The sequence below is a fragment of the Ferruginibacter sp. genome (assembly GCF_031391665.1).
Lineage (GTDB): Bacteria > Bacteroidota > Bacteroidia > Chitinophagales > Chitinophagaceae > Ferruginibacter.
Map to the genome: position 1 here is coordinate 17,593 of NZ_JANMUN010000058.1, position 20,462 is coordinate 38,054.

A 20,462-nucleotide genomic window follows, 5' to 3' on the forward strand; every position below is an offset into this window, starting at 1 on the left:
ATTTACTTAAATTAATTACAATGAATATTAAACGCATCATATTATTATTCCCCCTTTTTATATTTTGTTCAGCAATATGTTTTGCACAGTTTACACCCTTGCCCATACCACCTGTATTAAACGGGCCGGTATATAATTTAAACATGCAGCATGGTACATATCAGTTTTTTCCGGGAATAAACAGTGCTACAATGGGATTTAACGGAAACCTTTTAGGCCCTACTTTAATAATGAACGCCGGACAGCAGGTGTCCCTTAACGTTACTAATAGTATTGGCGAAGAAACTACTGTACACTGGCATGGTTTTCATGTGGCAGCAGAAAATGATGGCGGTCCACACACCGTAATTCAGCCCAATACTACATGGACACCATCGTTTACTGTACTGGATAAAGCAAGTTCTTACTGGTATCATCCGCATTTGCACGACTCTACCTCTAAACATGTAACGCTGGGGCTTGCAGGGATGATAATTGTAAAAGATGCCGAAGAAGCAGCATTGAATTTACCCCGAACATATGGTGTAGATGATTTCCCTTTAATTCTGCAAACAAAAGAAATATTGTTGAATGGAAAAGTTCAATATTTCAGGGCGGGTAATCCGGCTGGCAACCGGGACAGCACCATGCTTACTAATGGTGTAAGAAATGCCAGGTTAAATGCGCCAAGGCAATATGTACGGTTCAGGATATTAAATGGATCAGCACAGCGGGTCTTCAGGCTTGGGCTTTCCAATAACGCTTCTTTTTATCAAATTGGCAGCGATGGAGGGTTGCTGGCTAACCGCCAATTAGTAACACGACTGCGTTTAGCACCGGGAGAAAGAGCCGAAATTGCCATAAATTTTTCTCCTTATGTGGTGGGTACAAGTTTGAGTTTGGTTAGTTATGCTAATGAATTACCTACCGGTACATGGGGCGCTACCACTGCATGGATTGATATTGGCGGACCCTCCACACCTAATTATACCCCTAATCCATTAAACGGTGCAATTTTTAGTGTATTAAATTTTAATGTAGTGGCTGCAACTACTACGCCGGTGCCAGTTACAACTATACCCGTAACATTAGCAACTGTTACACCAATACCCGAAGCCTCTGCTACCAATACAAGAAATAAATTTCTATTTGCCGGCCAGGCTGGTGGGGCAAAAATAGGTAGTACAAATGTTCCTGCTTCTGCAACAGCTTTTGCGATGGGTACTATTGATGATGTGATTCCCCTGAACAGTATCGAAATATGGACGTTGCACGGCTCAGTAAATATGTATCATCCTTTTCATATACACGATATACAGTTTTATGTATTAGACAGAAGGGACTCTTTAAATAATTTAATTGCCCTTACACCCAGCGAACTGGGGCGTAAAGATGTAGTATATGTAGGCCCTAAAGAAACGGTGAGGTTTATTACCAAGTTTGATGATTTTTGGGGCGATGTGCCTTATATGTATCACTGCCACATAACTGCACACGAAGATGCCGGTATGATGAAACAGTTTATTGTAACAAGGCGCTTGTATGTAGATAAAAGCCATGTGGGGTTAGAATTTGGAAGTGCCATATTTCCTTATAATACACTTGCCGAAGCGGTAAATGCAGCAACAGACGGCACCACCATTTATATTGTAAGCAATGGCACACACGAAGAAATAAACCCCACATCAATTATCACAACAAAAAAAATAACAATTAAAGTAGTAAATGGTGCAGCAATTATCCAATAACAAAATGAAATTTTCAGTAACTATCATATTCTTAATTGTTTTGGCAAACGGTTTTGCACAAACGAAAAATATAAAAGTATATGTATTTGCTGCAGAAGAATGTCCTGTATCTATTTACATGACAAAGTCACTGGCAACCATATCCGACAGCTATAAAAACAATGCTGATTTTTATCTTGTATTTCCTTTAAAAAGCAGTACCGGTAAAACGGCCAATAATTTTAAAACAAAAAATAAACTCACTAATTTTTTTATTACTGTAGATGCAAAACAAACACTGACGAAAAAATTAGGAGCAAAAATTACACCCGAAGTTGTAGTTGCCAATGAAGCAGATAGTGTATTATACAGGGGAAGAATAAATGATGCTTATTTAGCACCGGGCAAACGAAGGCATATTTACAGTAATAATGATTTAGCGGATGCGCTGGCTTTAATTACCGCTCAAAAACAAGTGCCAGTTCCGTGGAAGCCGGCAGTGGGTTGTTATATTACTTTCAATAAAAAATAATAAAGGGTTGAAATTATTTTTACTTTTTTATACCTTATTTACTGTTGTATGTTGTGCGGCACAAACCGCAGCAAATTACAACACTCATATAAAACCTCTCCTGCAAACCCATTGCATGCCCTGCCACAACGGAAATAATATTGGCACCATGCCCTTAACAGATTATAAAAATGTAAGCGCCTACGCTAAAATGATTGGCTACGTTACTCAAAATAATATAATGCCGCCATGGAAAGCTGAGCAGGGCTATAATCATATAAAAAACACCAGCACTTTAAACACTGCCGAAATAAAACTTATAAAAAATTGGATTGACAGCGGATTGATACAGGGCAAAGCCCCAGCTAAACAAAATGTAAATCCACCGGGTAAAACAGCATCAATAAATAAACCCGATTTAGTCTTTGCAATGCAAAAACCCTTTGCACAAAAAGAAAATTTTACCGAAAGGGCACAGGTGTTTGTTATCCCGGTTAATTTAAATGAAGATGTATTTGCGGAGGCCATTGAGTTTATACCCGGCAATAAAAAAATTGTAAAGAGCTGCAGTATTTCTATTGATACCTCAGGCAAAGCAGCACAGTACGACAGCTATGATTTAAATTACGGATATTACAGTCCGGTAGGTTTAAATTTTATACCATATCAGTACAATTGGTACCAATGGACAGCCGATATGCAGGGTGCAACATTTTACAATAAGCCATACTTAAAAAAAATTCCTGCAAACAGTCATATAGTACTGCATATTTTTTATGCTGCATCTGTTGCAGCTCAAAAAGATTCCTCTTATGTAAAAATAAAATTGTGTAAAAAACAGGATATCAGTAGGTTTATTAACTCCAGGGTATTATTCACGCCAAATACAATTACAAATGGCCCGTTTGTTATTAATGCTGATGAAAAAAGAAATTTTTATGCAACAGTTTCTTTACAAAAACCAATAGAAATACACAGTATAATGCCCATGGGACAAAATGCCTGTACCAGCTGGGAAATTTATGCTATTGACAGTGTAACAGGCAGAAGAACTGATATTTTAAGTATCCCAAGATGGGATGCACACTGGCGTAAAAAATATGATTTTTCAATCCCCATTCAGTTAACAAAAGGCAGCAAAATTTTTGCTGTTGCTTCATACAATAACTCCGAAGGAAATGCAAGCCTTATCATTTTACCGGCAAAGAAAATTATATATGGCGAGAGTGAACGTAACGAAATGTTTATAGTACAATACGATGTTGTTGAACTTGCAGAATAATTAAATAAAAAAGTATCTTATAAAATTAAGCAAATGCAAAAAATATTTTTATTTTTTTTAAGTATAGTATTTTTCGGCAGCGCCATGGCCCAGCCTGTTATAGTTAACATTGCTGCCGCCGCCGATAACAGCATTTATCAAATACCGAATGCCAACAGTAATGCACTGGGGCAAAATATTTTTAGCGGAACTAACGGTGGCGGTAGCCCAAGACGTGGTTTAATTAAGTTTGATATTGCAGCTGCTGTTCCTGCAGGCGCAATTATAACGGCAGCATCGCTTACTTTAAACTGTAATGTTAGCAGGCCACAGGCAGATGATGTAAACCTGCATAAACTTACAAGCAACTGGGGCGAAGGTACCTCTAATGCAGGTGGTGGCAGTGGAGATGGAGCAGGTGTTGCCGCAACAACAAACGATGCCACGTGGATAAATAATTTTTTTCCCGGCAGTAACTGGATAAGCCAGGGAGGCGATTTTGTTGCAGGTTCATCCGGCGCTGTTAGTATTGGTGGTACTGGTTTTTATACATGGAACACTGCAACCATGATTACGGATGTACAAAATTGGTTAAACACACCCGCTACAAATTTTGGATGGATATTAATTTGTAATGAAGCAGTGATTTCAACTGCACGAAAATTTGGATCAAGGGAAAATACAATAGTAGCAAACAGGCCGGTTTTATCAGTTACTTATACTGCCACGCTTCCAATTACATTAACATCTTTTAATGCTGTTGCCGCTGCTAATACGGTAACCCTGCACTGGGTTACCGAGCAGGAAATTAATAACAGCCATTTTGAAATTTTGCAAAGTAACGATGGTATTTTATTTAACAATATTGCAAAAGTGAATGGTAATGGTACAACTGCTGTAAGACAAACCTATAACTTTAGCCATACAGTTTCCAGCAGCGGTAATATTTTTTATAAGCTTGCCCAGGTGGATTTTGATGGTAGAAAAACTTACTCTACTGTAGTAAAAGTTAGTGTCATCGCTTTTACACAATTGTATAAACCTTTAAGTAATATTGTTGCCCAAACAATTATTTTAAAAAATAATTTACCGGCTACCAATACATTGTATAAAATTTACAACCAGTCGGGGCAGTTGCTAATAAGTGGTGGTATAACATCCAATAAAATAAATGTTGCAAAGCTTGCTTCGGGGCTTTATTATTTATGCATTTATCCCGAAAATAAAAATCCGGAACAGTATCAGTTTGTAAAATTATAAATCATTAAAAATCTATTCATCTCTGCCAATGATTTTATCACTGGTTTTCCATTTTATATTAAGTTCTTCAAATTCTTTTACATCCTGCTCAGTAAATTTTTGATTAACTAAACTTTTTAAATCGGGCTGGCCGGCATTTACCCAGGCAGAGTACCAAAAACTTGCAATGCAAAAAATTGATTGGCGCATTCTTCTTTCAATCATACCATCTAATTTTTTATTAAAGGCGATCGTAAATGCGGTGGAGTATTGCCTTACCGTTTTTCCATTTCTTTCTTCAAAAGAATATTTTTTATCATTACTAAATTGCCTGGTTAATTCACGTTCAAAATTTAACACACTGTCGCTGGCTTTGGCACTTTCTAAAATACGTTTCCAAATAAAATCTCCGGCATTTTTTATGTATTCGGCTTTGCCAATAAAAAAATCAAATTCTTTTTCTGCCAGCAATTCCGGTACACGGCCTTCCCAAAAACCATGAATGCCACGCTGGTTGGTAAATTGCCCGTTATGATTGCTGTTGGCGTGTAAGGGTACATGTGCATCGCCAATGTAATGGCCAATTTCTGCACTCGCCTTCATTATCTTACTAAAATTTTTTTCTTTAAAAGCAGCAGTTAACCGTGTCAGCATAGTTTGTATATGCCAGGGCACAATACCAAATTTATTTAGTGAGTCTTCACCAAATTTTGCAACTGCATCATTCCACTTTCTTGGTAAACTGTCATAAGGGTAGTTGCCGTAATGATCGATATCAATATAATGCCTTGGGCCTTCTTCTGGTACAGCATATCTTCTTTTATCGGGATCAACAGCATGTTCACTTATAAAATTAATATTGGGTTTGTAAAACACCATCATCTCCGGAGGTAATAAAAAAACAGCGTAGTAATTTATTTTTTGGTGAGCATAAAAGCCCCAGCAAAAACTTTTTAAATGAATAATTAGTAATAATATAATTAATAAACTCTTTTTCATTCAGCGTCTTTTTTTAGAAAAGCACCTTAAAATATTTTCTCTTAAAAATTTTCCGTTAACTAAAGGAGAGATTTAGAGCGGGTGTTCATTATCCACATCGGTAATGCCACCACTCACTGCAAACTTCATGGTTTGTGCAGCACTGATATTTGTAATGGGCTTCACCCTTGTTTTAGGAATTACATAAACATTACCGGCAACCGAATAGGCCATCGGGATATAAACCGTAACATAATCTTTCAGGCCAAATTCTTCCATATCTTCCCTGGTAATAAATCCAAAACGCCACACATCATTATCATCTACATTGGCTAAAACATTTTTAGTAAATTTTTTTTTGTCACCTGCAAAAGCTTCAAAAAAATCACGGGTGGTAGAATAAATGTATTTTATACCGGGGGTTTTCTCTAATATTTTATCTACAAAACTTACCACCCTGCCGGTAATAAAAAAAGAACTGAAATATCCAATTATTACAAGCGCACCTATTATGATTAAAAAACCAATGCCATAGTTTTGCACTTTTACATTGCCCTGTACATCTTTGTAGGTAAAAATGGGCAGTAAATTATCTATTGAAGTAACCACCCAAAAAATAGCATAAGCCGTAATGGCAATTGGCGCCAGTATTAATAAACCCTGTAAAAAATATTGTAAAAGCTTGCGGTAATTAAAACGCTTTTTCATTTTGTAATAATTTATTTATCAAAGATACTTTAAATAAAAATTGATTAGATAAAGCTGCAGTAAACTATTCTCTAAAATCTTGCAAGGGTTCTCTTTTTAAATACATATTACCCATCTTTAAATTTACTACATTTGAACCCTACTAATTTATGCTGATAAATGAATAAAATTTTAATTGTTGACGACGAAGAAAAACTAAGAACCCTTTTAGCAAGGATAATTAGTTTGGAAGGATTTGAAGTGCTGCAGGCTGCAGATATTAATAGTGCTTTTAAAAAATTAGAGCAGGCAGATATTGATGTTATATTATGTGATGTAAAACTCCCTGATGGCAACGGTGTGGATTTTTCAAAAAAGGTAAAAGAGAAATTCCCTTTTGCAGAAATTATTTTGTTGACGGCGTATGGTAATATTTCCGATGGTGTGCAGGCTATAAAAAATGGCGCTTTCGATTATATTACCAAGGGTGATGATAATAATAAAATAATTCCTTTGCTTTACCGTGCGGTTGAAAAAGTAGCATTGGCAAAACGGGTACACCATTTAGAAAATCAATTATCAAAAAAATATTCTTTTGAAAGTATTATTGGTAAATCTAAAAATATTTTAGCTGCAATAGACATGGCAAAAAAAGTTGCCGTTACCGACGCCTCCGTTTTATTAACCGGAGAAACTGGTACCGGTAAAGAAGTGTTTGCACAGGCCATTCACCAAGCCAGTACCAGAAACAATAAAAATTTTATAGCCATTAATTGTGCTGCCATCAGTAAAGATTTATTAGAAAGTGAATTGTTTGGCCACAAAGCTGGAGCATTTACCGGCGCCATAAAAGATACCAAAGGTTTAATGGAAGAAGCAAATAATGGTACTGTTTTTTTAGACGAGATTGGAGAAATGCCATTGGAATTGCAGGCAAAACTGCTTCGTGTTTTAGAAACCGGAGAATTAATAAAAGTAGGCGAAAATAAATCTGTAAAAATAAATATCAGGTTAATTGCAGCCACTAACAGAGACCTGCAAAAAGAAATTGAAGCAGGAAATTTTCGGGAAGATCTTTTTTACCGCATTGCTGTTTTTCAAATTGCATTACCTGCTTTAAGAGAAAGAGTAATTGATATGGAAGAACTGGCCAATCATTTTATAAAAATTGTATCCTCAAAAACCAATAAAAAAATTAAACCGGTTACAAAAGAATTTTTAGAAGTTTTAAAAAAACACCATTGGAATGGTAATATAAGAGAACTAAAAAATGTAATAGAGCGGAGTGTAATATTAATTGATAAAGATGAGCTAACCATTGAAAACCTGCCAATGGAATTACAAAGAGCAAGTAACGGTACAAAACAACTTTCTGCCTTTGACCTGGCCAGTGCTGAAAAAATTCATATTCAAAAAGTATTGAACTATACTAACGGTAATAAAACTGAAACTGCTAAACTGCTTAATATTGCGTTAACTACATTATACCGTAAGCTGGATGAATATAAATTGTAAGAACAGGCCTTCAGGCGTGTTCTTACTATCAAAACGATAGCCTCACCCTTTCATTTTGAAAGGGTTTTTTATGTCCACTTTTCGGCCATTCTTATAAAATCCTTACTGACAAAGGGTTTGCTATTTTTTACGTTACAGGCATGGCAATTGACAATGGTATGGCATAACTAAATTAAATAACCATGCTTTTAGCAATTTTAATCACTGGCGGCATAATATTATTTGCCCTCTTTTTTCAAGCCATTAAATTCTTCGAAAAAATATAAACCATGATAGTATTATTCATCATTTCGCTGGCCGTGTTTGCATACATGTGCTACGTACTCATTAAACCCGAAAAATTTTAAACCATGAATGCAGAAATTACAGGCCTCGTTTTTATGTATGCGCTGCTGTTGCTAATGGCTATTCCATTGGGCAGGTATATAGGCAAAGTATTTACCAGCGATAAAACCTGGCTGGATAAAATTTTTAATCCGCTGGATAAAGTGTTTTACAAATTAAGCGGCATCGACCCCACAAAGCAAATGACCTGGAAACAGCATTTGCTGGCATTGCTAACCATTAACCTGTTTTGGTTTTTGTTATGCATGTTTGTACTCACCAGCATGAGCTGGCTGCCACTCAATCCCGATGGTAATCCATCCATGAGCGCCGATCTTGCTTTTAATACCACCATCAGTTTTATATCCAACACTAACCTGCAGCATTATTCAGGCGAATCCGGTTTGTCTTATTTAGGACAATTAACCGTGATGTTGTTTCAATTTATAAGTGCCGGTTGTGGTATAGCAATTTGTGCGGTGGTGTTTTTTGCAATGAAAGAAAAGTCAACCGAAAAGCTGGGTAATTTTTATTTTCTTTTTGTAAGAACTTGCACCAGGATATTGTTACCACTTTCGTTAGTAGTAGCCGTTATATTATTGTTCAACGGCACACCTATGACTTTTGAAGGTAAAGACACTATTACTACCATGCAAGGCGATACAGTGCAGGTAAGTCGTGGCCCTGTAGCAGCATTTGTTGCTATAAAACAAATGGGTACAAACGGTGGTGGCTTTTACGGCCCTAACTCTGCACACCCTTTAGAAAATCCTAACTACATCACCAATATTGCAGAAACTATTTCGATTATCTTAATCCCAATGGCAATGATTTTTGCATTGGGTTATGTGTTGAAAAGAAAAAAATTAGGCTGGGTAATTTTTGGCGTGATGACGGTAGGATTTTTTCTCTTACTCATTCCTTCTGTAATAAGCGAAATGAAGGGCAACCCTGCCATTACAAAAATGGGTATTGCACAAAACATGGGCAGCATGGAGGGTAAGGAAGTTCGCTTTGGTTCCGCAGCATCTGCATATTGGGCAGTTACCACTACTTGTACCAGTAATGGTTCGGTAAATGCTATGCATGATAGCATGACCGCACCAACTGGTATGTTTGCTTTATTGGGTATGATGATCAATTCATTTTTTGGCGGTGTGGGTGTAGGCTTTTTAAATTTTTACATCTTCATCATTCTTGCTGTTTTTATCAGTGGATTAATGGTGGGCCGTACACCAGAATTTCTCGGTAAAAAAATTGAAGCTAAAGAAATGAAAATTGCAATGATGATCGCATTACTGCACCCGTTATTGATTTTAGCAGGTACTGCCATTGCAAGTTATATCTATGCACATAACCCCACGGCGTATGCATCATGGCTGGCCAACCCCGGCTATCACGGCTTTAGCGAAATGCTGTATGAGTTTACATCTTCCAGTGCCAACAATGGCAGCGGTTTTGAAGGCCTGGGCGATAACACCCCCTTTTGGAATATTGGTTGCGGTATTGTGATGTTACTGGCAAGGTATTTACCCATCATTGGCCCTGTTGCCATTGCAGGTATTTTGGCCAGTAAAAAATATATTCCCGAAAGTGCAGGTACATTAAAAACCGACACCGGCACCTTTGGACTAATGGTGTTTGCAGTAATAGCAATTGTTGCAGCACTATCATTTTTTCCTGCACTAACACTGGGACCAATAGCCGAATATTTTGGAATGAAATAAATACAATTATGAACCGGGCTTTAAAATAATCATTAAGCTTCAGTGGCGCCTGTGCCGAGAAAGATTCGTGTGCTGCTTCGGCATCGCACTCTTGTACGACATATCATTACTGAACTTTTTATAAGACCAGCAAAAGCCGACAACAAAACAAAAAAATGTCAAACTCAAAAAATACCTCCTTATTTCAAAAGGACTTATTGAAAGAAGCATTAAAGCAATCTTTCATTAAACTCAATCCTAAAACCATGTTTCGCAACCCGGTAATGTTTACCGTGTGGGTGGGTACTGTGGTAATGGCCGGCGTGTGTATATGGATAGCCATCGGCGAACAAAACCAGGGCAGTCTTATTTACAACATTATTGTTACGGCTGTTTTATTACTCACTTTATTGTTTGCCAATTTTGCAGAAGCCATTGCAGAAGCAAGAGGTAAAGCACAGGCAGATAGCTTAAGAAAAACAAGAGAAGAAACACCAGCAAAATTGTTGCAGATCATTGGAGAGATGTATGTGAACGAAGTAAAAATAGTTCCATCTTCTCAATTAGTTAAAGGTGATGTTTTTTTATGCGAAGCAGGAGATACCATACCTATGGATGGCGAAATAATTGAAGGCTTGGCTACCATTGATGAAAGCGCCATCACCGGAGAAAGTGCACCAGTGATAAGAGAAGCAGGTGGTGATAAATCTTCTGTAACCGGTGGTACAAAAGTATTATCCGATAAAATAAAAGTAAAAGTTACCACCGAAGCAGGAGAAAGTTTTTTAGATAAAATGATTGCATTAGTAGAAGGTGCATCAAGACAAAAAACACCTAACGAAATTGCATTAACAATTTTATTAGCAGGTTTTACTTTGGTGTTCATCATTGTAACGGTTACGCTAAAGCCATTTGCTGATTACGCTAATACGCCAATAACCATTGCCGCATTTATTTCTTTATTCGTTTGTTTAATACCTACTACCATCGGCGGTTTATTATCTGCCATTGGCATTGCCGGTATGGACAGGGCTTTACGTGCCAACGTAATTACAAAAAGCGGTAAAGCTGTAGAAACGGCTGGTGATATTGATGTTTTATTGTTAGATAAAACCGGAACTATAACCATTGGTAACAGAAAGGCCACTAATTTTTATGCTGCCAATGGTATTGATGAAAAACATTTCATCAAATCAACAGTACTTAGTTCAATGGCCGACGATACACCAGAAGGGAAATCAATTATTGAATTGGCTGGTATCAATCCATCTACTTACCAAATTAATAACCCAAGGTTTATAAAATTTACTGCAGAAACCAGGAGCTCGGGTATTGAATTTGAAAATACAAGAATTAGAAAAGGCGCTTCTGATGCCATAAGAAACCTAACAGAAAAAACAGGCAATATTTTTCCTGCCGAAACTGCCGAAAGGGTAAAAATAATTTCAAGCAATGGCGGTACACCATTAGTTGTGAGTGAAAACGAAAAAGTATTGGGTGTAATCGAACTGCAGGATATTATTAAGCCCGGCATCAGCGAACGTTTTGAACGCCTGAGAAGAATGGGTATTAAAACCGTAATGGTAACAGGTGATAATCCGCTTACAGCAAAATTCATTGCAGAAAAAGCAGGTGTAGATGATTTTATTGCAGAGGCAAAGCCAGAAGATAAAATGAACTACATAAAAAAAGAACAAGCCAGCGGAAGGTTAGTAGCAATGATGGGTGATGGTACTAATGATGCACCGGCATTAGCGCAGGCTGATGTGGGTGTAGCAATGAACAGTGGTACAGCAGCAGCTAAAGAAGCCGGTAATATGGTTGATTTAGATAACGACCCAACCAAACTAATTGAAGTAGTAGAAATTGGTAAACAGTTGTTAATGACCAGGGGAACACTCACCACTTTTAGTATTGCCAATGATGTGGCTAAATATTTTGCTATTGTTCCGGCCTTGTTTATTACCTCTATACCAGTGTTGCAGGGTTTAAATATTATGCAACTGCACAGTCCCGAAAGTGCCATTCTTTCTGCAGTAATTTTTAATGCTATCATTATTCCGCTGCTGATTCCATTAGCATTGAAAGGTGTGGCATATAAAGCCATCGGTGCCTCTGCTTTGTTAAGGAGAAATTTATTTATCTACGGATTGGGTGGTGTAATAATTCCATTTATCGGTATAAAACTAATTGACCTTTTGGTAAGTATTTGGTTTTAAAACTTACAACAATTAATTAAACATAAAATTTTAAAAATGAAGCAATATATCCTTCCAGCCATCCGCCTCACTTTAGTTTGCCTGGTATTTTTTATGGTGATCTATCCTGCTTTTATATGGGGTATTGCCAGGCTTACGCCCAATAAAGGCCAGGCCGAAACCATAACAGTAAATGGTAAAAAATATTACAGCAATATTGCTCAAAATTTTACTGATGATAAATATTTTTCATCAAGGCCATCAGCGGTTGGTTATAATGCAGCCGGAAGCGGTGGTAGCAACAAAGGCCCCAGCAATCCCGATTACTTAGCCCAAGTACAGGCAAGGATAGATACATTTTTAGTACATAACCCCGGCGTGCAAAAAAGCGAAATCCCTTCTGATTTAGTTACTGCAAGTGGTGCCGGCCTCGACCCAAATATTTCTGTACAAGCGGCTAAAGTGCAGGTAAAACGTATAGCAAAAACAAGGGGTATTGCGGAAGAAAAAGTAAAGCAAATTATTACCGACAATACCGAAAAACCATTGCTGGGCATGTTAGGTACCGAAAAAATAAATGTGCTTAAAATTAATATAGCTTTAGATAATTTAAAATAGAAATGATGAAAAAATTAATAGTATTAACCTTGTTTTTTATGGCAGCCAAGGTGGTAGCTCAAACAGACAGCACATATACACCACTAACTTTTAGCGGGTATATAGAAACCTACTACACATACGATTTTGGACAGCCTTCCAATCATAACCGTCCTGCATTTGTATATTCGCACAACAGGCACAACGAAGTAAATATAAATTTGGCATTTGTAAAAGCTGTGTACCAAAAAGATGTGATAAGGGCTAATGTGGCGCTTATGGCAGGTACATACGCCAATACCAATCTATCAGCAGAACCCGGCGTGTTAAAAAATATTTTTGAAGCAAATGCAGGTATAAAAATTTCAAAACAAAAAGAACTTTGGGTAGATGCAGGAATTTTTGCAGCTCATATTGGTTTTGAAAGTGCCATTGGCAAAGATTGCTGGAACCTAACAAGAAGCATACTGGCCGATAACTCACCCTACTTTGAAACTGGGGCAAAAATTTCTTATGCCAGCAATAATGGTCAATGGTTTGTAAGTGGGTTATTGCTGAATGGCTGGCAACGCATACAAAGAACAGATGGTAACAATACGCCAGCATTCGGGCACCAGCTCACTTTTAAGCCCACTTCTAAAATTATTTTAAACAGCAGTTCGTTTGTTGGCAACGATAAGCCCGACAGTGTAAGGCAGATGCGGTATTTTCATAACTTTTATGGCATATTCCAGTTAAGCCAAAAATTGGCGGTAACAGCAGGTTTTGATATAGGCGCAGAACAGAAAGCAAAGCGCAGCAGCAATTACAATACATGGTATGCACCCGTTGTAATTTTAAAAATAAGCCCTGATAGCAAAAATAATATTGCAGCAAGAGTAGAATATTACAGCGATGAAAATGGCGTGATCATTGCTACGGGCACACCCAATGGTTTTAAAACATGGGGTTATTCTCTCAATTATGATTACCTTATTCGTAACAATGTTATGTGGCGCATTGAAGGCCGGGGCTATTCTGGTAAAGACAAAACGTTTGAAAAAGCCGGCAAGCCGGTGAATAATAATTTTTTCTTAACAACATCCTTAGCCATATCTTTTTAATGTTAGATAAAGAAAATAATGTACAGCACTTTCTCGACCTGATTAAAAAATCAAGGCGTGGAAAATTTAAAATTTACATTGGCATGAGTCCTGGAGTTGGCAAAACGTACCGCATGCTGCAGGAAGCCCGTTCTTTATTAAAAAATGGCATTGATGTAAAAATTGGATACATTGAAACACACAACAGAAAAGAAACCCACGAACTTTTAGAAGGCTTACCGGTTGTACCAAGAAGAAAATTATTTTATAAAGGTAAAGAACTGGAAGAATTAGATGTACAGGCTGTAATTAGCCTGCGGCCCGAAGTGGTAATTATTGATGAACTGGCGCATACTAATATTGAAGGCAGTAAAAATGAAAAACGATGGCAGGATGTAATTGAAATTATTGAAGCCGGTATAAATGTAATAAGTGCAGTAAATATTCAGCATATAGAAAGCCTTAATGAAGAAGTAAAAGAAATAACCGGTGTAGAAGTAAAAGAAAGAATTCCTGACAGCATTGTGGCTCAGGCCGATGAAGTGGTAAATATTGATCTTACTGCCGATGAATTAATTGTAAGGTTAAAAGAAGGAAAGATTTATAAAGCAGAAAAAATTGAAACAGCACTTAAAAACTTTTTTCAGCCTTCGCATATTTTGCAGTTGAGAGAGCTGGCATTAAAAGAGGTAGCATCGCAGGTAGAAAGAAAAGTAGAAACAGAAGTTACTAAAGTGTATGCGATGAAGCATGAACGATTTTTAGCCTGCATCAGCAGTAATGAAATTACAGCGAAAACCGTAATTAGAAAAACAGCAAGGCTGGCTAATTATTACAACAGCAAATGGTATGTGCTGTATGTGCAAACACCATCCGAAAGCGCCGATAAAATTGCACTGGATAAACAACGTCACCTAATCAATCATTTTAAACTGGCTACCGAACTGGGTGCCGAAATTATTAAAGTTGAAAATAAGCAGGTGGCAAAAGCAATTATTGAGCAATGCGAACAAAGAAATATAACTACCATCTGCATTGGAAAACCGCATTTAAGTTTGTTAAAAGTAATTGCAGCCACCAACGTATTTAATGAGCTGTTAAAAAAATTATCTGCTAATAATATCGATCTGGTAATTTTAAGTTGATAAAATCCTTATTTTCTATGTTGCCAATGTGGTAATTTTTACATCGCTTAATAGTAAAAAAATGAAAATAAAAGCAAAATTAGTTTTAGGTATAGGGTTATTATTTGCCATGGTTGTTTTGTTAACAGCTATAGGAAGTATATACATTAATAAACTTTCTGCCGATACAAAAAATATTTTAGTGGCTAATTATAATACACTCGATTATTCCAGGCAAATGCTTATTGCATTAAATGATGATGGATTTAGCAATGCAAGTATTTTAAAATTTGAAAGCAATTTAAAAAAACAGCAGCATAATATTACTGAAAATGGTGAGCAGCAATTAACCGATCAGCTTGCTGCTAATTTTTCTAAATTAAAAAATAATCCTTCCGATACTTTATTGCTCTCAACAATACACAATAACCTTACCGATATTATGCTGCTGAATATGCAGGCTATTGAACGTAAAAGTGATGTTGCAAAAAAAACTGCTGGTAATGCCACACTGTGGATTGCACTGGTAGGTACTTTTTGTTTTTTAATTGCTTTTGTTTTACTGGTTAATTTACCCGGTAATATTGCCAACCCATTAAAAGAGCTAACCGAAAGTATAAAAGAAATTGCGGCACAAAATTATTCTAAACGGGTGCATTTTGAAGAGCATAACGAGTTTGGCGATTTGGCCAACGCATTTAACACTATGGCGCAAAAATTAGAAGAATATAAAACCAGCAACATAGAAAAACTGATGATGGAAAAAAAGCGTATTGAAACGCTTATCAATAATATTAACGATCCGGTTATTGGCCTTGATGCTAAAAAGCATATTTTATTTATGAATGATGTGGCATTAAAAATTTCGGGGTTAAAAGCCGATGCTACTATTGGAAAATTAATACAGGATGTGGCAGTAAACAACGATTTGATCCGTTCGCTTATACAGGATCTGTTTCATCCTGCATCCGAAACAATTAATACAAAGCACGAGCCTATTAAAATTTATGCCGATAATAAAGAAAGTTATTTTGAAAAACAGGTTATTGCAATCAAGATAACCCCAACAGGCGAGCAGGAAGAAAAATTTATAGGCAATGTAATTTTATTGCAAAACATTACGCCATTTAAAGAACTTGACTTTGCAAAAACAAATTTCATTGCAACCGTCTCACACGAATTAAAAACACCCATATCTTCCATTAAAATGAGTTTGCAATTATTAGAGAATGCACAAATAGGAGATATTAACGAAGAACAAAAAAATTTACTCAGCAGTATTAAAGACGATGCCAACCGCCTGTTAAAAATTACCGGCGAGTTATTAAACATGTCGCAGGTAGAAAGTGGTAATATACAAATTGCCGTAGTATCAGCAAACCCCAAAGAAATTTTGCAATATGCCATTAACGCAAACAAAGCCTCGGCCGATCAAAAAAATATTAAGCTGGAAGTATTGCTGCCGGCAACAATACCCAATGTACTGGCCGATGAAGAAAAAACTGCCTGGGTTTTAAATAATCTTATTTCCAATGCCATCAGGTATTCCTACGATAATTCTACAGTTTTTATTGCTGCAAAAAACAAGAATAATAAAATTGAGTTTTCTGTAACCGATACTGGCCAGGGTATTGCACCGGAGTACAAGCAAAAAATATTCGACCGTTATTTTCGTGTGCCGGGTACAAAAAAAGAAGGAACCGGGTTAGGTTTATCCATCAGTAAAGAATTTATTGACGCACAGGGCGGCGAAATTAAAGTAGAAAGTGATTTTGGCGCAGGCAGCACTTTCACCATTATTTTAAATGTTTTTGCAGCTTAAAAAGACTGTCTTTCAGCAAAAAATTTATTAAAACAGCCTGCAGGGCTGCTTTTTCTGTATGAATTTTGTGTTAAGTGGTAAAAAAAAGTGATGGAAACTTTGGCAACTAAAAAAGTTTCCATAGTTTTGCCCTCGATTTAACACAAAAGAAAAGTGAAAGACAGAATTAAACAAAAAGCCCATGACCTGTTTATGCAATTTGGCGTAAGATCCGTTACTATGGATGAAATTGCTGTGCAAATGGGGGCTTCAAAAAAAACAATTTACCAGTATTACGCCGATAAGGATGAGCTGGTGGATGCAGTAATGGTGGACATCATCAACCACAATCAGGATTGCTGCATGAAAGACAAATCATCAGCCAAAGATGCCATTCATGAAGTTTTTTTAGCAATGGATATGATGCAGGAAATGTTTCAAAACATGAACCCCGGCATTTTGTTTGAGCTGGAAAAATACTATCCCAAATCGTTTGAAAAATTTAAGCAGCATAAATATACTTTTCTGTTTAAAGTGTTGAAAGAAAATCTGGAATGGGGCATTACAGATGAATTATACCGCAATGACATCAATATAGATATATTAATTAAAGCAAGGCTTGAAACTATAATGCTGCCGTTTAACCAACTGCTATTTCCTAAAAACAAATACAATATGGTAACGGTGCAAACCACATTAACCATCCATTTTTTATTTAGTTTGGCTACAATAAAAGGACATAAGCTAATTACAAAATATCAACAGGACAGAACAAAAAATACGAACACTAATGAAAAAATTTTGGCTTAATAATACCGCTGTAATAAGTTTGGTGTTATTATCTGCCGGTGCAAATGCACAGCAGAAAAATGAATTTAGCGTAAAACAGGCGATAGACTACGCCATGAAAAATGCCACACAGGTTAAAAATGCTTTACTGGATGTGAAGGTGCAGGAGCAAGTAAACAGGCAAATAACTTCGGCTGCATATCCGCAGGTAAACGCAAGTACCGGATTTACTCACTATCCAAATATTGCGGTACAATCTTTACCCAACTTTATTAGCCCTGCTACTTACCAGGTATTGGTAGATGAAGCGGTAAAAAACGGCTCAGGTAACACTATTACTTTTCCAGCCGGTGGTTTTGGTAATATACAGGCACAGTTTGGTGTGCCGTGGGTAGCAAATGCCGGGGTGGATGTAAGTCAGTTGTTGTTTGACGGGCAGGTTTTTGTGGGTTTAATAGCGAGAGAAGTTGTATTGGATTTTTATAAAAAAACAGCAGAAGTTACGCAGGAACAAATTAAAGCTAACGTGATGAAAATTTATTACCAGCTGGTAGTAGGTAAAAGCCAATTAGCCTCGTTAGATGCAAACATAGAACGGTTTGAAAAACTGCTGAATGATACCAGAGAAATTTATAAAAATGGTTTTGCCGAAAAACTAGACGTGGATAAAGTAACTGTGCAGTTAAATAATATTAAAACAGAGAAAGAAAAAATTATAAACTCACTTACAGCAGGTAATAGCGGTTTAAAATTTTTGCTGGGCATGCCGCAAAAAGAAGAGTTGGTTTTAGCGGATACATTAAGCGAAGCAGAATTAAAAGATAATATTCTTAACGGAGCGTATGATTATAAAGACAGGAAAGAATTTCAGTTGTTAAGTGTAGCCGAAAAATTGGGCACTTATAATATACGCCGTTATAAATTAAGCAAGTTGCCTACCGTTGCTGCATTTGGCAGTTACAGCAAAAATGCACAACGCAGTAAATTTAATTTTTTTAATAACGATGAATGGTTTACTACATCTTTAGTTGGCGTTAAAATTTCTTTACCGCTTTTTGATGGTTTCAAAAAAAATGCCCTTATACAGCAAAGCAGGTACGAACTGCAAAAAACACAAAATAACATTGAACAGTTAAAACAAAATATTGATTACGATGTAGAGCAGAGCCGTATTAAAATGACCAGCGCATTGCTTACCATGGATAATCAAAAACAAAATATTACACTGGCCGAAAATGTATATAACACCACCAAGAAGAAATACGAACAGGGCCTGGGCAGCAACCAGGAAATATACAATGCACAAACAGAATTAAAAGTGGCACAAACCAATTATTACAGTAGTTTGTACGATGCCATTACTGCAAAAATTGATTGGCTAAAAGCCGTAGGAAAATTATAAACAACAAACATTAAGTATCAAAACTAATATATGAAACAGGTAAAAACATTTGGATTAATTATTACAGCAGCAGTCATTTTAGCAAGTTGCGGTGGCAGTAAAAAAGATGGCGAAGCTTCAATAAATGATAAAAAAGCAGCTATAGAAAAATTAAAAACTGATAAATCTAAAACTGATGCAGAACTAAAAAAGCTGCAGGATGAGTTGCTGAAAATTGATACCAATTCGGCCAATGCTGCAAAAATTAAACTGGTTACAGTTGCACCGGTTACCACACAAAATTTTCAGCACTTTATTGATTTAATGGGAAGAGTAGATGCGGATAATATTTCCTACATAACACCTCGTGGAATGGGAGGCCAGGTAAAAGCGATTTATATAAACGAGGGAGATTTTGTTAAAAAAGGTCAACTAATTTTAAAAATTGATGATGTTATAATGCGCCAACAGGTAGCAGCTGTTAAGGAGCAAATGGAAGGCTACAAGACACAATTAAATTATGCTAAAAATATTTATCAGCGTCAGAAAAATCTATGGGATCAGGGCATTGGTACCGAAGTGCAATTAATCTCTGCTAAAACAAATGTAACTGGATTAGAAAATCAGATAGCAGCAATTGGCGAGCAGGTTAAAGTGGCGCAGGCGCAATTAAATACCGCTAATGTATATAGTGATGTAAGCGGTATTGCAGATGTGGTTAACGTAAAAGTTGGTGAAGTGTTTGGCGGGCCAGGACAAATAAAAATTGTAAATACCTCATCATTAAAAGTAGTTACTAATGTGCCCGAAAATTATTTAACCAGGATGCGTAAAGGTTCTCCTGTGCAAATAACCATACCAGATGCCGGTAAAAAAATTAACTCTACTATATCTTTAATCAGCCAGTCTATTGACCCATCGCAAAGGGGTTTTATTGCCGAAGCAAAAATACCTTATGATGGTAGTTTAAAACCAAGCCAATCGGCTGTGGTAAAAATATTAGATTATACTGCGGCTAATGCAGTTGTAATTCCGGTTAATGTAGTACAGAGCGACGAAACCGGTAAGTATGTTTATGTATTAAGTAAAAGCAGCAATGGCAAAACTACGGCACACCGTGTTATTGTAACTATTGGTGAAGTGTATGGCGAAAATGTAGAAATAAAAGCGGGCCTTAAAGCAGGTGATCAATTGGTAACAGAAGGGTTTCAAAATTTGTACGAAGGGCAAACGATAACGACGACGTTGTAAAAACCCCTATCCCCTGGAGGAAAAAAGCCCATCCTATCCTTCCCAAAGGGAAGGGAAATGGAGCAGATCATTGCGAAGAACAAAAAAGAAGATTATGATTTATGATAGCTCCGTAGGAGCTTAAGGTGGGTAGAAAATTGAATAATGTTTTTCAAAATCCCGAAGGGATGAAATTAATATAGCATTGTAAAGTGATTATCGCTAACCCCGAAGGGGTGACATTAGGAAAATAAAAATTCTGTAATGCTGAATAAAGATTTGCTGTACAAGAGTGCGACGCCAATGAAGACCAGTAAAGTTTATTAGCCCGGT

17 protein-coding genes are annotated in these 20,462 nt (G+C 36.7%); 15 read left to right on the top strand and 2 right to left on the bottom strand.

Translation table 11 applies throughout. The features are described from left to right. Window positions 1–20 precede the first annotated feature (20 nt). Genes ACY651_RS04280 through ACY651_RS04295 form a run of 4 tightly spaced genes read left to right on the top strand, consistent with a single transcriptional unit; the run spans window position 21 to window position 4,738 of the window. The gene (locus ACY651_RS04280) at window positions 21–1,727 is read left to right on the top strand and encodes a multicopper oxidase family protein (protein WP_462250047.1); all 1,707 of its coding nucleotides are present in this window, start codon (window positions 21–23) and stop codon (window positions 1,725–1,727) included. 4 nt (window positions 1,728–1,731) lie between these two features. Continuing rightward, a complete protein-coding gene (locus ACY651_RS04285; protein WP_462250049.1) occupies window positions 1,732–2,238 on the top strand; it encodes a thioredoxin domain-containing protein in 507 nt (168 codons plus the stop codon). Between the two features lie 7 nt (window positions 2,239–2,245). Beyond that, complete coding sequence (locus ACY651_RS04290) at window positions 2,246–3,499, top strand: hypothetical protein (protein ID WP_462250051.1); 1,254 nt, start codon at window positions 2,246–2,248, stop codon at window positions 3,497–3,499. Window positions 3,500–3,532: 33 nt separating this feature from the next. Next, on the top strand, window positions 3,533–4,738 hold the full coding sequence (locus ACY651_RS04295; protein ID WP_462250053.1) for a DNRLRE domain-containing protein: 1,206 nt from the start codon (window positions 3,533–3,535) through the stop codon (window positions 4,736–4,738). A 12-nt stretch (window positions 4,739–4,750) separates the two neighbouring features. Here the strand turns inward: ACY651_RS04295 and ACY651_RS04300 are convergent, their stop codons facing one another. Beyond that, complete coding sequence (locus tag ACY651_RS04300; RefSeq protein ID WP_462250055.1) at window positions 4,751–5,716, bottom strand: zinc dependent phospholipase C family protein; 966 nt, start codon at window positions 5,714–5,716, stop codon at window positions 4,751–4,753. 72 nt (window positions 5,717–5,788) lie between these two features. Beyond that, entirely contained in the window at window positions 5,789–6,403 is a 615-nt protein-coding gene (locus ACY651_RS04305) for a DUF502 domain-containing protein (RefSeq protein WP_462250057.1), read from the bottom strand. Window positions 6,404–6,562: 159 nt separating this feature from the next. Between ACY651_RS04305 and ACY651_RS04310 the strand changes: the two genes are divergently transcribed. The 11 genes from ACY651_RS04310 to ACY651_RS04360 all read left to right on the top strand — a co-directional run bounded on the left by ACY651_RS04310 (window position 6,563) and on the right by ACY651_RS04360 (window position 20,150). Next, window positions 6,563–7,897 carry a sigma-54-dependent transcriptional regulator gene (locus tag ACY651_RS04310; RefSeq protein ID WP_462250059.1) on the top strand — a complete coding sequence of 445 codons (1,335 nt, stop codon included), beginning with the start codon at window positions 6,563–6,565 and terminating at the stop codon, window positions 7,895–7,897. Window positions 7,898–8,166: 269 nt separating this feature from the next. After that, entirely contained in the window at window positions 8,167–8,244 is a 78-nt protein-coding gene (kdpF, locus tag ACY651_RS04315; RefSeq protein WP_462250119.1) for a K(+)-transporting ATPase subunit F, read from the top strand. Window positions 8,245–8,247: 3 nt separating this feature from the next. Next, the gene (kdpA, locus tag ACY651_RS04320; protein ID WP_462250061.1) at window positions 8,248–9,948 is read left to right on the top strand and encodes a potassium-transporting ATPase subunit KdpA; all 1,701 of its coding nucleotides are present in this window, start codon (window positions 8,248–8,250) and stop codon (window positions 9,946–9,948) included. Window positions 9,949–10,103: 155 nt separating this feature from the next. After that, on the top strand, window positions 10,104–12,146 hold the full coding sequence (gene kdpB / locus ACY651_RS04325) for a potassium-transporting ATPase subunit KdpB (RefSeq protein ID WP_462250063.1): 2,043 nt from the start codon (window positions 10,104–10,106) through the stop codon (window positions 12,144–12,146). 36 nt (window positions 12,147–12,182) lie between these two features. Continuing rightward, window positions 12,183–12,743 (top strand): K(+)-transporting ATPase subunit C, encoded by a 561-nt coding sequence (locus tag ACY651_RS04330; RefSeq protein WP_462250065.1) that lies wholly within the window; start codon window positions 12,183–12,185, stop codon window positions 12,741–12,743. 5 nt (window positions 12,744–12,748) lie between these two features. Beyond that, window positions 12,749–13,825: a porin gene (locus ACY651_RS04335; RefSeq protein WP_462250067.1), complete on the top strand. Its 1,077-nt coding sequence runs from the start codon at window positions 12,749–12,751 to the stop codon at window positions 13,823–13,825. After that, a complete protein-coding gene (locus ACY651_RS04340; RefSeq protein ID WP_462250069.1) occupies window positions 13,825–14,949 on the top strand; it encodes a sensor protein KdpD in 1,125 nt (374 codons plus the stop codon). The genes ACY651_RS04335 and ACY651_RS04340 overlap by 1 nt, the downstream gene beginning before the upstream one ends. Before the next feature lie 61 nt (window positions 14,950–15,010). Then, window positions 15,011–16,750, top strand: a complete 1,740-nt coding sequence (locus ACY651_RS04345) for an ATP-binding protein (RefSeq protein WP_462250071.1) — start codon at window positions 15,011–15,013, stop codon at window positions 16,748–16,750. Window positions 16,751–16,903: 153 nt separating this feature from the next. Beyond that, a complete protein-coding gene (locus ACY651_RS04350) occupies window positions 16,904–17,539 on the top strand; it encodes a TetR/AcrR family transcriptional regulator (RefSeq protein WP_462250073.1) in 636 nt (211 codons plus the stop codon). Then, complete coding sequence (locus ACY651_RS04355; protein WP_462250075.1) at window positions 17,520–18,920, top strand: TolC family protein; 1,401 nt, start codon at window positions 17,520–17,522, stop codon at window positions 18,918–18,920. The genes ACY651_RS04350 and ACY651_RS04355 overlap by 20 nt, the downstream gene beginning before the upstream one ends. Before the next feature lie 30 nt (window positions 18,921–18,950). Beyond that, complete coding sequence (locus ACY651_RS04360) at window positions 18,951–20,150, top strand: efflux RND transporter periplasmic adaptor subunit (protein WP_462250077.1); 1,200 nt, start codon at window positions 18,951–18,953, stop codon at window positions 20,148–20,150. The last annotated feature ends 312 nt before the right edge of the window (window positions 20,151–20,462 follow it).